Origin of the sequence: Chryseobacterium sp. SSA4.19, assembly GCF_022601875.1 — a bacterium.
Classification (GTDB): Bacteria; Bacteroidota; Bacteroidia; order Flavobacteriales; family Weeksellaceae; genus Chryseobacterium.
The window spans coordinates 1-14,622 of sequence record NZ_JAKVIP010000044.1 but is presented as its reverse complement, the minus strand read 5'-3'; the positions used below and the strand labels follow the sequence as shown (position 1 = coordinate 14,622).

Sequence of the window (14,622 nt, the reverse complement as noted above, 5' to 3'; positions counted from 1 at the left end):
AAAAATTTTTTGAGCTGTAAGGGCTCAAAATTTTCCAGAATAACTTTTTAACTTACACAGTTAGTGAGACACTACCTAATTGGATAAATATCTAAATCATGACTCTCTTATTGTAATATACTATTACCAAAACTTCCACCATCTGTTCTTGACTGTTTTGAATTCATTATTATTTATTTTTAGATGGAAGATGCAGATCTGATCTGTTAAATAATCGTAGACATCATCTTCGAGACAGGGGTCTTCTGCTTTCATTAACTTTTTAACTGCATTGGTTATTTTTTCAATGTCTTCATTATTTATTCTCGTTCAAACTATACGCCAAATAATATGATCAATGGAACTGAACTCTTACATATCGAACTTTTATATTTTTATTTTTGTGAGAAACAAAATAGAAAATCCGGATAATGTAGATTGTTCCAAATAATATTTAAAGCCTCAAACTTTACTAATAGGTTAGGGCATTGAAGCTATCAATTTAGATAATTGCTTTTTATATTTTGAATCTTCTTTACACAGCCGAAATCAAACCGTTTAATGATTAGAGCCATCTTTTTTGTTAATTGTCATATTTATTCCGCATAGATTGATTGTAATGTGTTCTGTGTATAAAACTTCATAAACTATTGTGCTACAACTACGAAATGGTTTTTTACGTATCATTCCCATTCAAATACAGCTGAATGAAAAGAGCAAAATCACATTTGGGCTTGAAAGCAAGAAATGTAAAAAAGATTAAGCGATGCATTATTGTTATAACTGCTTACATTTTCGTCATGAGACGATAATAATTTGTAAATAAAACCTATTTGCTAATTTTTTTTGGCAGGTAAAAAAGGAAGTATTACATTTATAGCAGCTCTGCATTAGTATTGCTGTTTTACAGCATCTAATTTAAACAAGCTGTACTCTAAATCGAAAAGTGCTGAAGCACTCATTGAAGATTTTGTGTTAGATATGGTGCTTCTTTGCAGCTCAGGAAAAAATAAAATACAAAATATATGAAAACAGAATTAAGGATATTAATATTTACATTTTTAATCATATTTCTCGGTTGTTCCAACACTCAAACTGATAAAAATAAGATCGTAGGTTCATGGTATTTTGTGGAATACGGCGATAAACCTTTCCAAAGATCCTTGTTAGATGAGGTGGAGAAAGACATCAGGACTTCACCGGCAGAGAGGCTAAGAAATTTCATATATATCTTCAAGGCAGATAACACGTATCAATATAAGGTGTATGGTCGTTTAGTCAGCAAAGGAACATACTCAATTAATAAAGACAACGTGGTAAAATTACTTGACAAGATAGAATCAAAAACAGAAACTTTAACGGTAAAGTATTTAGATGATAAATTTTTACAAGTCAGTGGGGTTGGTGGTGAGACTGACAGAATATCCATTTATTATAAAACTGATTATAAATTTCCTGCAGTGCAAACAGAGGTGATCCGATGATGTACTCAAGAATAAACTGAAATCAACTTATGTTCAAAATACTTCCATTACTGTTTATAATAGTTTTCCTTAACTCGTGCCAGGGGCAGGAATATCAAACCCAGCCCTTTGACTTAAGCAAATTAAATTTTAGCTTAAACTCCGAACAATTCTATTCAAAATCGATGAATAGGGAAAATATAAAATTTTCAAGTGGCAGGCAGTATGTCGAGAAGGACACAGTAAATGAGTATAATTTAGATTTAACAGGAAGTAAAGATAAAATTTTCGGAATTCAATATAATGTCACTGGCTATTCGCCCAAAGACACCGTTGCATTTTACAAAAATCTTTCTTTTTCAAGATTTTCAACAATGACAACGGGCGACGGAGATTTAATGCTCGTATCAGCGGCTGGAAAATGTTCGGATGAAAACTTTAAATCCTTCATCCAAAAGTTTACTGCCGAATATACAAATCCTAAAGTACAGGAAGACGAATTTTCTATTTTCAAAACCTATCATTATACCTGGACGATAAATGATAGAGTAGTACAGCTCGTTAGTAAGAAAAAGATAGATTTTAAACAAAATTCACATATTATAACCACCGAAGAAGATAAAAAGGCAATCTTAGAAGTTGAAAAGAATAGAATGGATGAAATCCATCTGTTTATATGTAAATTAGATTTTGAAAAAAAATTACGAGGGAAGATGAACAGTGGAGATTATTCAGGCTTTAAATAAACATAAGCAATCTGTTTTTACGGACTTAAAATAGAACTTTCAGCCATAGACAGGAAAATACATCACTCAATTATTCATACCGATGAGTAACATGTTGAAAAGGCTTCGAAACAACCGATGGCAACTGATAAATCAAGTGCTAAATGCCGAACGAAGGATATTCATTTATCTGGAGAGGTACTTTAATGCTTCGCTCATTTGCTTCGATAATTTTACGTATTCTTGTTTACAACATCTATCAGATGATCAATGTCAAAAGGTTTCTCAATATAGTCATCTGCTTTGCATTCCTCTGCCTTTTTGGATAAATCAGGCGATGTGGAGGTAAGTACGGCTGCTACCTCTTCTGTTGCAGGATCGGATTTTAATTCTTCAATGACCTCTGATCCTCTTTTACTTCCTTTGATATGCTCATCCACAATAACGGCATTAGGATCGATCGTACTGATCTCTTCAATAGGCTCGGTTGTCAATGATGGAATAACATCAAACCCCTCCTGGGTTAAGACCTGGTCCATAACATCCAGTATAAGTTCATCGTCCTGAATAAGAACAATTTTCTTTTTCATGCTTGTTTTTTAGTAAGCAAATTTATAAAAAATAAATATACATCTATTGACGCATGGTGAATGTGTATGTTTAGCTTTCTTTGATTTTTTAAAAAGAAGTGTGCTTTTTGCTTTGAATGTCATATTTATATGACAGAAAAGTCATGGTGGTGCAATCTGTGATAAAAGGAGAATTAAAATGAAAGTTTTGTGTGCAGTAGATATTTTATAGCCTGAGCGTATCATCATTAATCAAAACAAACGTTTTGCCGAAAATAGCCGTACAAAATCCTCGAAGGGTTCCCGGAAACTTCTGCCCACCGGAATGGACATTTTACCGATTAATACTTCATGATTGCTGATGGCAGTTACCTGGTTCTGATTGATGATAAATGACCGGTGGATCCTTAAAAATCCTTTTTTCTGGAGATTGGCAGAAATTTCGGAGACCGACATTTTAGGAACCATAATAAGTTCATCCTGGAGTACAACCTTAATATCGTTTCTGATGCTTTCAAAATAAAGGATATCTTTCAGTAAAAGCTTCCGGCTAAATCCCTCTGACTTAAAAATCACGAAATCATCTTCGCTTTCTTTTTTTACATTTCTCAGAATTCGATCCACCGATTTGAAAAAGCGTTCGAAAGTAATGGGTTTCAGCAGATAGTCTACCGCTTCAAGCTCAAAGCCCTCTATAGCAAATTCGCGGTAGGCAGTGGTGAAAATGGTAGGCGGCCTTTTATTCAGCGACCTCAAAAATTCTATGCCGTTGAGGTCCGGCATCCGAATGTCCAGAAAAAGCAAATCCACTTCCTCCTTTTGTAAAATTCTATAAGCTTCCAGCGCGTTTGTTGCTGTGGCCACCAGCTTCAGCTCTGCTATTTTCGAAATATGATTTTCCAGAAGTCTGATGGCTAAAGGCTCATCGTCTATCACAATACAGTTGATCATCATTTTGTAGGAATCATTAATTTTATTGCAAACCAGTTATCTGACTGCTTTATTTCTAGTGAGTAGTGATTCTGATAATACAGATCAAGCTGTCTTCTGATGTTTTCCAGTCCTATTCCAGGCTCTGCATCATGGGGATTCTCAAAGAACTGATTCTCCACCTTAAAGACCGCATAATTTTCGTAGGTTTCAATCGAAATTTTAATGGTGACATTGCCACTTGCTTTTCCGGCACCATGCTTAAAGGCATTTTCTACAAAAGACAGATACAGCAAAGGCGGGATCAGGCCGGGAAATTCTACTTTTTCTTCCATCTCAAGCTGCAGGCGTTCATCATAACGCAGCATTTCAAGGGCGATATAATCCTTAACAATTTTCATTTCTTCGCTAATGGTAACTATTTCTTTTTGTCCGTGGTAAAGAATATAATCCAGAATGTCCGAAAGCCGGCTGATCGATTGAGATACGGCTCCTGAACCGGTGATGGATAAAGAATAAATATTATTCAGGGTGTTAAACAGGAAATGGGGATTCAGCTGCGCTTTCAGGGCTTTCAACTCAAGATCCGATTTCTCTTTCTGAAGCTGCAGGGTATTCTGTTTTTCATCTCTGTACCGAAGCATGAACATCATCGAAATAAAAATAAAAGATCCGGAAATAATGGGTAGGACGTAGTGAAACAGAAGATATTTAACATTAGTGAAAATATCGGGGATGCTGTCCTGACGATAGTCAGCAAATAAAGGTTCGGCAGCATATACAATAAAAAGACGGTTCAGCACGCCTAAAATGTACATTCCGGTAATAAAATAAACAATAAAAAGAAAATATTTTTTGGCTTCGAAAAATTTACGAATCAGAATAAAGTAAATCCAGTTGGCACCAATGATCTGGAAGATCCAGTGGCATATATCATAGTAAAATATCTCCCGGAAATCCGGCTGTTCAAGTTCGCCGTAATTGCGGAATATTCCGAACACAAATAATGCGGTCCAGAATCCCGTTTGATAGATGATCTCTTTTTTCAGCTTTCCGTTTAGTCCTTTTCTCACAGTCCGTAAAGATATTACGAAAAAGCTTTGCATGGACTGATCAGTTTCATAAGTATCTGTTTTGATGATGAAATGCAGAAACAAGCATTTGAACAGTAAGTAGTGTTGTATACATCCAAAGGCATTCGTTCTGCCTTCTTCGTTTCAATTCCTTTTAAATAAACGGAATTTTGCAGGAAAAAAGAATGGAGAAAGAAAAATTTGTTGGACTGGATCATCTTAGGGCTGCTGCGATCCTGCTAGTTTTGCTGTATCATTATAGGATGTTTAAGCATCCAGCCTGGGTGGATGCCGTTGGGTGGATCGGATGGACCGGAGTTGATTTGTTTTTTGTATTGAGCGGGTTTTTAATTTCCAATCAGCTTTTCCGTGAAATTAGCACACACCAGACCATTAGGCTGAAGATCTTTTTTACCAAACGTTTTTTCAGGATCATTCCGCCCTATTTGTTCACGCTGTTACTGTATTTTTGTTTTCCGGTATTCAGAGAACGGGAAGCTTTACCGCCCCTGTGGAAATTTCTTTCCTTCACCCAGAATTATGGTTTGGATGTGATTAACCAAGGAACTTTTTCTCATGCCTGGTCATTGTGCATTGAAGAACAATTTTACCTGGCGCTTCCTCTTTTGCTGCTGTTTTTAGTCAAGCTTAAGAAAATAAAATATCTGAAAATCATTATTGTTTTACTGATGATCTCCACTTTTCTGCTGCGTATTTTTTCCTGGCACGTATACGTTCTTCCCAATCTGGAAACTCCTGATTTCTGGAAGGAATGGTATATGATTATTTATTATCCCACCTATACACGATTAGACGGTCTCGCCATCGGCGTGCTGATCGGTTCCCTTTTTCAATCCTCAATATTCAAAACGATGATCAACCGTAATGGAAATCTTTTGGTTTTTACCGGAATAATAGCCGTTTTATTTTCCCTGTGGTTCTGCAAAGACCAATATTCACAGCAGGCTTCTCTTTTCGGGCTTACGCTGGTAGCTGTAAGCTATGGAATATTGGTAACAGGAGCCATTTCGACCACTTCTTTCCTGAGTAAAAAATCCAATGTAATTACCGCTCAGTTAGCAGCCCTTTCATATTCCGTTTATTTATCGCATAAAGGCATCATCCACCTGGTACAGTTGTTTCTTAAAAAAGCTAAGATTCCGGCCTCCCATACGTCTGGATTGCTCATCTGTTTTACCTTTTGTATCCTAGCCGGTCTGTTTTACCGGTACTGTATTGAAAAACCATCTGCAACCATCAAAAATAAAATCCTTAATAAAGAAAACCGCGACTCATAAACAATATCTATTTAACTTATGAAAACAATTATTTTAAGTATATTTATTCTGATGTCTCATGTTGCTGTGGCCCAGCGCTTCCATAAAGAGAAAACGGAAATTGAACATGTGGTCTGGCAGTTTAAAGAAAGTATCATTCAAAAAGATTCGACCACTTTTAACAGTCTTTTTCATGAAAATCCTGTGGTCTGGATCGGGGTTGTTAAAAACAGATCTCAGCAAAAACGCCTGAAAAAGAATCCCGAGAACCGTAAAAATTATTTCAAAGATACATATGAAAACTTTTTCCACTATATCATGGAAAAAGGCAGCAAGGAAGAAACATTTGATAAGATCAGAATCATTAATGATGATGTGATTGCGAGTGTAACATTTCATTATTCATTCCGGGAAGAAAATACCACGACGAATTGGGGAAGCGAATACTGGCACCTCATCAAAGCCGAAGGAAATGGAAAATTGTGAGTATCATCTATTCTTATGAAAATGCAAAGTTTTTCCCGAATCCATATCATTACTAGGTGTAATTTTTCTGACACCCTAAATAGAAGTTATGCATTTCATATGTTTGGATTTAGCGAGAAGTGCTTTATATCCCCGGTTTTATCAATTAAATTTCAGCTGCTTGCTTCTATTCTTTAAATAATTAAATAAGTAGTAGAGTGCTGGTCTTTGTAACCCTCCATAATTTCCGGACTGGCATTATGTTTTGATGGGCTGTGATCGGAATCTTAGGTTATATCTTATTATTTTAAAAGCTATCAGATGACGATTAATTGCAGTTAAATAGTTCACTGCTATCAATAGTGAAGGAAACACAGAGCTCAAAAGTTTGTTGATATTAAAACAATTTTATTCTTTCATCAAAGGATAACAAGATTTGAACTTCACTTTTATTTATTAAAGTACTGACATAAGAATCACTGTTAAGATCAAGATTGACCAATAAATGATGATTTTCGGATAATAATTGATTTATCCTCGGAAGGTAGTCTTTGGGTTCTAAATCAAACAAATCTTCATCATGGTTTAAATTATTTAAAATTCCTTTTTTTAGAAGTAATTTTTCAATTTGTATTTTGACTGCACTGTAATCTTCTTTCCAGTCTGCTTCAAATGCATATTGATTCATGATCAGATCATCTATAAACTGAAACCAAACCAAATCACTGTCTTTGTCAGGTAATCTGAAAAATTCATCTTCATAATTTTTAGGATTTTCTGAGACGCTTACTAGTCTGTCATATGCATATTGTACATATTCCTGATCGTTGACTAAGATTTCAAGTATTTTTTGATATTTTTCCATCATCTAATCTTTCCAATGTACTAAATCATATGGATAATAGGGTTGGTCTTTTAATAAAGTATCGTTTAATCCTAAAATTTTCACTAATGCACCACTTTCGAAACTCCAATAGCCAAAGAATACATCATTTTTATTTTTGTCATTATCAAACCAATAGGCAGATTTCATTTTTTTGTACCAGGTATTATTGAGATAACTTGCCAAAGCAGCGATATCTTTTTTTTCTAAGAGATTTTTTAAAAAACCAAACTCATCCAGGTATAATATTTCAGAATTTATTTTTCTATCCGTCAATTTTGATGAAATTATGGTATCATACAAAAAATCTTTTTGACTACTGCTGTCTAAAACTTTAACAATTTTTCTAAAATCATCATCGCTAATTTCTAACAGAATGCCAAGTGAAAGCATCCACAACATTAAAATATAATTATCAAAAAAAATTTTCTTACCCTCATTCTGCCACCCTTTTTCTAATCTGTTGATTACTTCAGGAAAATCTTTTTTAATTTCATCCGGATCAGAGCCTGAAGAATATTTGGCAATTAAAGTATGAATACTTGTTGTGAAAATCTGTCGGTTAACTGCAGGAATTCTCTCTTCCTTTGTTGTACCTGATTTTATTCCATCTTCAAAAAACTGTATATCCTCATGATTTAAAGAAATATAGTTTTGAAAATAATCTAAGTTTTTAAATTTAGTTCTCATATTTATCTATTTTATGGCCAATTGCCCGCATTTCCTCTTATTATATAACCATCAGCATCAACTTTTCTGTAAATGATATTACCATTAGCATCGACTTTTGCTACGACCCTGTCATAACCTGACTGCGTTATATTACGCATTTCTTCTCTAGAAACCGTATTAGCCAGCCTGTCTTGAATCCATGGATCTGACATTTGTCTTGTCCCATCACTCAAAGTGTTTAGCCCTGCTTGTCCATATTTAGCATCTACAACTACATACCTTGGTGGTGGTCCGGGATGCTTGTAAACACCGTCAATCCCTTGATGAGTTGCAGCATCAATGTCGGTTACCCTTTGATGGAGGGGCTCGAATCCGTCATTCATCAAAGATCTGTCTGTTGCCATTTCTCCAAAATTCCCTTTCCTGGCAGTTGTATTAAGCTCAATTTCTCCATTTTTAACTTGGCGTAGTAAGTCGTCCTGTATATCATCTGCACTTCGCGTAATAACCCTTGCGATATCCGCTGCGTCATCACTTAACGACTCAATCAGTTCCCTTCCTGTTCTGGTAGCCAAAGCCTCGCCACCTTCTTCAACAGCCTCTCTTGTTGCTCGTTCGCCCGCCTCTTCCAATCCTTCCCTTGCAGCTCGCTCTACAACTTCTTCTGCTCCTTCTTTTAGAGCAATTCTACCTGCACTTACCGCTGTAGAGCCTCCGGCAGTATAAACCGCAGCTACAGCATCAGGAACAAATTCACCAACCGTAGTTCCTATCTTTCTTGGGTTTTGAGCGACCCAATTTCCTGCATCCTGTAGACCCTGGGCAGTAGCATTCCCGGCATCTATCCAGTTTTGTCCGTCACTTGCCCAAGTCCAGGCTCCATCTGCGGCATTGCTCCAGTTTTCTCCTTTGCTAGCCCAATCGTAGGCATTGCTTACACCATCTACCGTAGCATTATAGCCTTCTTTGATCATTCCACCTAAAGCTTCGGCGGTACCTACAGGGTCTTGCCCCACCTGATAAAGAGTTTCACCTAAACCAACAACACCATTTACAGCTCCTTCTACTAAGCCGCTTCCCAAATCATTCATCCAGTCTGTTACTCCGGTTACCGGTTTCATCCAGTCGGGGAGGAAACTGTCTCTGGCTTCCCGTGATTCTTTATTTTTCTGCTCTAGCCAGTCAAAGCCTTCTTTGATATATTCCGAAGGCATTTTCCCATCTCCTAATCCAAAAGACACTGCTGCAGCTCTGTCGAAAAAGATATTAATTTTCCCTCCAAATATACAATCACAATAGGAATCTTCCAATAGCATTCTACTACCATTGATTTTTACTCCTTCTTTTGGTTGCTGCCATCCTATAACCGTTGGCAGGCAGGTAATTCCTGTCATCCATTTCATAGGACTAGAACAAAAACCCATAGGTTTCAGATTGAAAAAAGGTAGAAAATCCAATTCCGTAGCCATAGGAACACTATAAATGGTGGTGTTCTTATTGTTGCTCACTCTAAGGGTAGAAGGACTTGTACCTTTATTACAAGCCGTAAAAGCCCCTTCTGGTACATACTTTTTTGCCATAGTTTTTTATATGGAGGTAGCTACTTTAACAACTTTATTTCTTCTGAATTTATTTTCAGCATTGTTTAGATTTTCTTTCGTTTCTAAAACAATTTTGTCCGGAAATTTTAAAATTTCTGAAACTGCGCAGTTAAAAAATTTTCCGATACATTCATGCTCACCAATAATATATTTTTCTACTGAAGAAGTTGTTAATTCTCTTGCTTTATCTTCAGAAAACAATAAAAAATAACGGTCATTCTGAAATACGATATCTTCTAATATATAAGTCATATGGTAATCATTTTGAGTATGTTTTTTTCTTCGTAATACAAAGAGCCAGGTATCTGTACCAGGCTCATACACATACTCTGTGAGCTCCATGGCCAGTCTTCTAAAAGATATTTCTCAAGATATTTCAATTCTACAATCGTAGGGACACGGGGCCGGTTTTTGAGGATCCTGAGCATCGCTGTTACTTTATTTTGCTCAAAGTGTTCCTCGTCTATTCGTCCGGTGACGTTAATTTCATACTTCCCATCTTCTGTTTCTTTAAAAACTTCATCAGTGATAATCGGGATGTTTTTGGCTGCAATAAAATTGGGGATTTCACGATATCCTTTTATTACTTCATTTTTTTTAAATTCATTATTATGAATTCCCGGAAATAGCAATAAGTATGGCATTGAATATCGTAGTGTTGCAGATAATCTTTCGTCATCCTGTAACAATGCTTCAACCCCTGATATTAAAAGGTTTTTATACTTCTCGTCTTTATGTCTGAGGAAAATTTTAGGCTTTAAATGTTTCCATTTCATTTGGATATCTTCCAAATTATGAATTTTTCCGAGCTGACCATTTTCGTCAAGAGAAAAAACAATTTTTTCACGAAGCTCATGTAAGTCGCCCACCCATTTAAACATTCCATTCGCATTACTTTGTTTAAATGAAGTAATGTCAACCGAAAATTTGTATGTATCATTTTCACCTTTAAATGCAGATGCTTTCAGATGAATTTCTACAAAATTTTCATTTCTTAATCCCTGAAACTGGCTTCTCTCTTCGCGAAGAAGAATGAAATTTCTGGAACTTACAATCTCATCAGTATTCCACATTTTATCCTTTATTAATTTCAACATCAGCACCTTTTATATTGGTAGGTCCGGAAGAGGAAGAGTTGATTTTCGAAGCATTTATATTAATATCTGTATCGATTTTAATTCCAGGATTTGCTGATGCTTTGCCCAATTCGGTAGTAGTTTTGCCAATTACTTTTACATTAAGTCCTTCAATGGTTATATCACCACCCGTGGTAAGCGTTATCGAACTACTGCCGGTTTTAATTGTAATGTTTGTATCGCATTCTAAAGTAATATTTCCGGCATTGTCCATTTTTAACATAGAATTTGCTCCACCACCTTCTTTTCCTCCTACATTAATAGAGCTAACACTTCCTACATTTACAGTATTATTATTTCCTACGGTTACCGTCTTGTCGTTATTTGCGTTTGTTGTAGCATTTCCCGCCCCGTCGAACTTCATGTTGGCACCGCCTTGATCTGTAAGGAATACCGAACCTGCACCGTCATCAAGTTCAAGTTTATTTCCACTTCGGCTGCTTAAACTTTTGATGTTGTTTCCTGTACCGCCGCCACCGCCAACTCCCCCATGAAACATTCCTCCCATGACAAAGGGTCTGTCCGGATGCTGATGAACGAAATTAACGATCACCTGGTCGCCAACTTCGGGAATTGCCATAAAACCACGGTTTTTGCTCACTTTATCACTGCTTCCTGCATCAGGAGTCATTACTCTGATAAATTCTGTGGTATCCTGTCCGCTTTGCCAGTCAAACTGTACCTGAACTCTTCCCTGGTTTAAAGGATCTGAATTGGAAATTACCTTGGCAAATTGTGCATCAGCTTTTGGATTTTCAAATTCTGGTCTTGGAATATATCCCGAATCTGCAGCGATAGCCTCAAAATCTCCCGTGTAATAACCTCTTGCATTTACTTCATGACTTACTTCTGTAATGAGAAGTTTTGTGAAGTATGATGTTTGATTGGAATCTGACTGTCGCATTTCAATATCTGCAGCGCATCCCGGATATAAAAAAGGTACCGTAGTCGTACCCGAAGTTACAAAGATACCTGATGCCTTACTACCCGCTGCACCCTTTTGAGAAGCATCAATATCCATAAATGATATTGCTTTTATGGGCGCCACTCGCAGGGATGGAGTTGTAAAAGTTTTTTCTGAAATTTCGTAAGCTCTTTTTGCTATGTCCGAAGCATGATTTATTTTTGAACTTCCTGTTGTTAATTTTTCATTTTTACTGCTGTTATATCCATAGAAAGATGGATTGACATGATCAGCCTTCATTGTTATGTTTACATCATTGACACTGCTTCCGTAAACAAGTTTTACCGGTTGTTCCTGAGGAGGAAGTTTCCCGAAGTGAAGAACTTCACCATCATAAAAGAACTGTTCACCATAAGCTTCAGCAATTCTCGCTAAATAATTGTAATGCGTCTCATCATACTGTGAACTGTAAGAAACATTACCATGCTGAGCATCGACTCTGAAATCAAATTTGGTTTCACCTAAACCTTCTTTTATAACCTGATCAGCAATACTGTTTAAGCTGATTTCCTGAGAACCCCCAAAACTTTGAATATGAGGAGCAGCGTCTAAAAGAATAGTTGGGCTATAACCTGTAAGTACAATATTACCCAAACTCCCTTTTTCCTGACTGAAACCTACCTGAGTGATTACGCCTACAAAATTTCTTTCCGGGCCGTCAATTACGTCTTTATATTTGAAAACAACGGTTAATCTTTTCCCTAAAAAATTCTGAGCTTCTTCTAAATTGTGATTTTCAGCATTCCCTAATGTATCATGCGCCAAAGTAAGACTGAAGTGATGATGCCTCACAGCACTTTGAGTGAGTTTAAAATGTTTAAAATGCTGAATCTGCCTGCCCTCAACAATAATATCGAGCTTTACAACCCTGTTAATACCTAGAATTTGACTGGTAGGGATAGCGTTAGCATTGATAATTTTTGAAGTAGGCTGATTGGCCCAAAATTGATTATTGGAGATTAATGGATTGTTTGTCTGAGCATATTGATTCATAGACATTCCTGCAATATGTTTAGGGGTATCAACTGCGACCTGAGGTGTTGGAATATCTTTGCTGACTTCTTGCAGCTTCTCACCGGCTTGATTAACAGCTTGTGAAGTGGTATCCTGGAGTGTTTTTAAAGTTGTAGAATCCTTTATATCATCAGGAATCTTCGGGTTCTTTGATTTATTATCCTGAAACATCGAATTTTTTTCTATTTGTGAATTGGTATTTTTACTCTAAACTGAGATTTGATGATGGATCCTTGATCAGTAATAACCCAAAAAGAAATTAATACTGTAATCATATCATCTTACACGACAGAATAGCCTACCTGATTAAAGCATGCTATTCTGGGGATGTTGATTTAAAGAGGGAGAATAATCTTAGATTATGAAGTAGGCCAAATACCCTCGTAAGCAGAGCTTCCATAATTAATCTTTTCTGCGCTTACCACAAAGCTGATTAACATGGAGTTTTCGTCTACTGCATCAAAATCAACTTCGTGCTGAATAACATAACCGTTTTCCCAGTTCAAAGTAATCAAGGTTCCTTCTTCGTGAGATTTGTTGAATGTTACTTCGCCTGAAGTTGGTTTATATTTTCCATTTAGTAAAGTTTCAAGGATGTCAGATTTTTCTGTTGCCTCAATTGTTAATTTAATGATTGCATTGGAAGGGTCTGATGCTACTCTTCCTGAAACGTCCGTAGATCTGGAAACGCTGTAGTTCAGCTTTAATAATTTCTGTCCTTCGCTGCCGTTGAATTTTAAGATTCCTCTTGAATTTGTTGCCATGACTTGTAAATTTTAACAGATTAATATATTTTGATTATTTGATTTGTGTAGTTCAAAGATAAATCATGGATTTCTAATAAACCCGATTTTAATCAAATATTTTAAAATTTGTCGTAGTTTTACGATTTTTTGTAGTAATTCTAAGAATTCTTTATTAGCACGAAAATAAATGAGATAATTAATAAAGATTAAGAGTATGGATGTATCATAGCCGAAATAGAAGATAGTCCAATTGCCTTAAAACCCATAATGAGATAATTGTTTGGGGATAATTAACAACCGCATGAGTTGTTTAGGCTTTTTCGAGTATACCTGTATAAGAATATCAAAACTATACATAATTATTCTGTATATTTCTATTTTTCAGTAGGTTATGAAGTCTTCCCTAAAGGGTGTTGGTATTTTCAAAAGCCTTGCAGAAGCCGCATTTATGAACTTAAAAGTTTTTATCCCTGTCTGAATTACTTAAAAAATTTTAGTTTAAAAAATATCAGAGATAGCAGTTATGATCTCTTATGATCTCTGATTTTTGTATCTTCCTCTTAATGAATATAGTGATGGCAGCCTTGCAAAATGTTAATCAAGTTCTATAGAATTACGATATGCCAGTTGTATGCAGTAGGCTAATGATTTTAAATCTGTCACCGCCTATTGATTAGTACGATATCACTTTATTTGAACGAAAATTTTTCTGAAAATATTATGAATTTTTTCTTTTGGAAAGGTATTTAAGGACACTAACATATTTGACTCTATTCTATGTTCAATTGCCGAATCTCTTCTTATTTTTCTCAGACTAACGTAGGTTGATTCATTTTTATCTACAAAAAATCCCATCAGTTCAGTTTCTCTTTTCTTTAAGTCTAATAAATCGGTTTGAACGTGTACTCATAAGTGAAATTGTATTTTTGAGTAAAGCAAAACAGTGAAATCAAACAGTAAACATAATTGTCGTTTTCCTAATCATTTTGTTAGATATTAAATTAAAAATATTCAGCAGAATTTTATTTGCATTGATATCTGCATAATCATTGAAGTTGTTTAAACTTATTTATAAAAAAAAGTTCCGAGAAAATTAGCAATTTTGGATTGCAATTTAAAAGACTA

The 14,622-nt window shown here is 35.7% G+C and carries 15 protein-coding genes; 4 read left to right on the top strand and 11 right to left on the bottom strand.

The window, feature by feature from the left end; genetic code table 11:
• Positions 1–123: 123 nt before the first annotated feature.
• The gene (locus MKJ01_RS18900; protein ID WP_302850500.1) at positions 124–255 is read right to left on the bottom strand and encodes a hypothetical protein; all 132 of its coding nucleotides are present in this window, start codon (positions 253–255) and stop codon (positions 124–126) included.
• A gap of 749 nt (positions 256–1,004) precedes the next feature.
• Between MKJ01_RS18900 and MKJ01_RS18280 the strand changes: the two genes are divergently transcribed.
• Both MKJ01_RS18280 and MKJ01_RS18275 read left to right on the top strand, forming a co-directional pair.
• Positions 1,005–1,463 carry a hypothetical protein gene (locus MKJ01_RS18280; RefSeq protein ID WP_241615657.1) on the top strand — a complete coding sequence of 153 codons (459 nt, stop codon included), beginning with the start codon at positions 1,005–1,007 and terminating at the stop codon, positions 1,461–1,463.
• A gap of 164 nt (positions 1,464–1,627) precedes the next feature.
• The gene (locus MKJ01_RS18275) at positions 1,628–2,188 is read left to right on the top strand and encodes a hypothetical protein (RefSeq protein WP_241615658.1); all 561 of its coding nucleotides are present in this window, start codon (positions 1,628–1,630) and stop codon (positions 2,186–2,188) included.
• A 212-nt stretch (positions 2,189–2,400) separates the two neighbouring features.
• On the opposite strand, the gene MKJ01_RS18270 is transcribed toward MKJ01_RS18275, so the two are convergent.
• The 3 genes from MKJ01_RS18270 to MKJ01_RS19000 all read right to left on the bottom strand — a co-directional run bounded on the left by MKJ01_RS18270 (position 2,401) and on the right by MKJ01_RS19000 (position 4,739).
• The gene (locus tag MKJ01_RS18270) at positions 2,401–2,757 is read right to left on the bottom strand and encodes a two-component system response regulator (RefSeq protein WP_241615659.1); all 357 of its coding nucleotides are present in this window, start codon (positions 2,755–2,757) and stop codon (positions 2,401–2,403) included.
• 231 nt (positions 2,758–2,988) lie between these two features.
• On the bottom strand, positions 2,989–3,690 hold the full coding sequence (locus MKJ01_RS18265; protein ID WP_241615660.1) for a LytTR family DNA-binding domain-containing protein: 702 nt from the start codon (positions 3,688–3,690) through the stop codon (positions 2,989–2,991).
• Positions 3,687–4,739: a histidine kinase gene (locus tag MKJ01_RS19000; RefSeq protein ID WP_241615661.1), complete on the bottom strand. Its 1,053-nt coding sequence runs from the start codon at positions 4,737–4,739 to the stop codon at positions 3,687–3,689. The genes MKJ01_RS18265 and MKJ01_RS19000 overlap by 4 nt, the downstream gene beginning before the upstream one ends.
• Before the next feature lie 185 nt (positions 4,740–4,924).
• Between MKJ01_RS19000 and MKJ01_RS18255 the strand changes: the two genes are divergently transcribed.
• On the top strand, positions 4,925–6,037 hold the full coding sequence (locus MKJ01_RS18255; RefSeq protein ID WP_241615662.1) for an acyltransferase: 1,113 nt from the start codon (positions 4,925–4,927) through the stop codon (positions 6,035–6,037).
• Positions 6,038–6,055: 18 nt separating this feature from the next.
• On the top strand, positions 6,056–6,502 hold the full coding sequence (locus tag MKJ01_RS18250) for a hypothetical protein (protein ID WP_241615663.1): 447 nt from the start codon (positions 6,056–6,058) through the stop codon (positions 6,500–6,502).
• A 376-nt stretch (positions 6,503–6,878) separates the two neighbouring features.
• Here MKJ01_RS18250 and MKJ01_RS18245 read toward each other — a convergent pair whose 3' ends face one another.
• The 7 genes from MKJ01_RS18245 to tssD all read right to left on the bottom strand — a co-directional run bounded on the left by MKJ01_RS18245 (position 6,879) and on the right by tssD (position 13,515).
• Positions 6,879–7,349, bottom strand: a complete 471-nt coding sequence (locus MKJ01_RS18245; protein ID WP_241615665.1) for a DUF6630 family protein — start codon at positions 7,347–7,349, stop codon at positions 6,879–6,881.
• Positions 7,350–8,054, bottom strand: coding sequence for a PoNe immunity protein domain-containing protein (locus MKJ01_RS18240; protein ID WP_241615666.1), 705 nt, complete (start codon positions 8,052–8,054; stop codon positions 7,350–7,352).
• Between the two features lie 11 nt (positions 8,055–8,065).
• Positions 8,066–9,616: a PAAR-like protein gene (locus tag MKJ01_RS18235; RefSeq protein ID WP_241615667.1), complete on the bottom strand. Its 1,551-nt coding sequence runs from the start codon at positions 9,614–9,616 to the stop codon at positions 8,066–8,068.
• Between the two features lie 6 nt (positions 9,617–9,622).
• Complete coding sequence (locus MKJ01_RS18230; protein WP_241615668.1) at positions 9,623–9,889, bottom strand: hypothetical protein; 267 nt, start codon at positions 9,887–9,889, stop codon at positions 9,623–9,625.
• Positions 9,886–10,734: a hypothetical protein gene (locus MKJ01_RS18225; RefSeq protein WP_241615669.1), complete on the bottom strand. Its 849-nt coding sequence runs from the start codon at positions 10,732–10,734 to the stop codon at positions 9,886–9,888. Before MKJ01_RS18225 ends, MKJ01_RS18230 begins: the two co-directional genes overlap by 4 nt.
• On the bottom strand, positions 10,712–12,922 hold the full coding sequence (locus MKJ01_RS18220; protein WP_241615670.1) for a type VI secretion system Vgr family protein: 2,211 nt from the start codon (positions 12,920–12,922) through the stop codon (positions 10,712–10,714). The genes MKJ01_RS18225 and MKJ01_RS18220 overlap by 23 nt, the downstream gene beginning before the upstream one ends.
• A gap of 188 nt (positions 12,923–13,110) precedes the next feature.
• A complete protein-coding gene (gene tssD, locus MKJ01_RS18215) occupies positions 13,111–13,515 on the bottom strand; it encodes a type VI secretion system tube protein TssD (RefSeq protein ID WP_241615672.1) in 405 nt (134 codons plus the stop codon).
• Positions 13,516–14,622: the final 1,107 nt, after the last annotated feature.

What these genes read in the sequence shown, in the direction of transcription:
- MKJ01_RS18280 (WP_241615657.1), top strand. Translation starts at nt 1,005, where the DNA reads ATGAAAACAGAATTAAGGATATTAATATTTACATTTTTAATCATATTT.
- MKJ01_RS18250 (WP_241615663.1), top strand. Translation starts at nt 6,056, where the DNA reads ATGAAAACAATTATTTTAAGTATATTTATTCTGATGTCTCATGTTGCT.
- MKJ01_RS18245 (WP_241615665.1), bottom strand. Translation starts at nt 7,349, where the DNA reads ATGATGGAAAAATATCAAAAAATACTTGAAATCTTAGTCAACGATCAG.
- MKJ01_RS18270 (WP_241615659.1), bottom strand. Translation starts at nt 2,757, where the DNA reads ATGAAAAAGAAAATTGTTCTTATTCAGGACGATGAACTTATACTGGAT.
- MKJ01_RS18275 (WP_241615658.1), top strand. Translation starts at nt 1,628, where the DNA reads ATGAATAGGGAAAATATAAAATTTTCAAGTGGCAGGCAGTATGTCGAG.
- MKJ01_RS18240 (WP_241615666.1), bottom strand. Translation starts at nt 8,054, where the DNA reads ATGAGAACTAAATTTAAAAACTTAGATTATTTTCAAAACTATATTTCT.
- MKJ01_RS18255 (WP_241615662.1), top strand. Translation starts at nt 4,925, where the DNA reads ATGGAGAAAGAAAAATTTGTTGGACTGGATCATCTTAGGGCTGCTGCG.
- MKJ01_RS18900 (WP_302850500.1), bottom strand. Translation starts at nt 255, where the DNA reads ATGAAAGCAGAAGACCCCTGTCTCGAAGATGATGTCTACGATTATTTA.
- MKJ01_RS18220 (WP_241615670.1), bottom strand. Translation starts at nt 12,922, where the DNA reads ATGTTTCAGGATAATAAATCAAAGAACCCGAAGATTCCTGATGATATA.
- tssD (WP_241615672.1), bottom strand. Translation starts at nt 13,515, where the DNA reads ATGGCAACAAATTCAAGAGGAATCTTAAAATTCAACGGCAGCGAAGGA.
- MKJ01_RS18265 (WP_241615660.1), bottom strand. Translation starts at nt 3,690, where the DNA reads ATGATGATCAACTGTATTGTGATAGACGATGAGCCTTTAGCCATCAGA.
- MKJ01_RS18230 (WP_241615668.1), bottom strand. Translation starts at nt 9,889, where the DNA reads ATGACTTATATATTAGAAGATATCGTATTTCAGAATGACCGTTATTTT.
- MKJ01_RS18225 (WP_241615669.1), bottom strand. Translation starts at nt 10,734, where the DNA reads ATGTTGAAATTAATAAAGGATAAAATGTGGAATACTGATGAGATTGTA.
- MKJ01_RS18235 (WP_241615667.1), bottom strand. Translation starts at nt 9,616, where the DNA reads ATGGCAAAAAAGTATGTACCAGAAGGGGCTTTTACGGCTTGTAATAAA.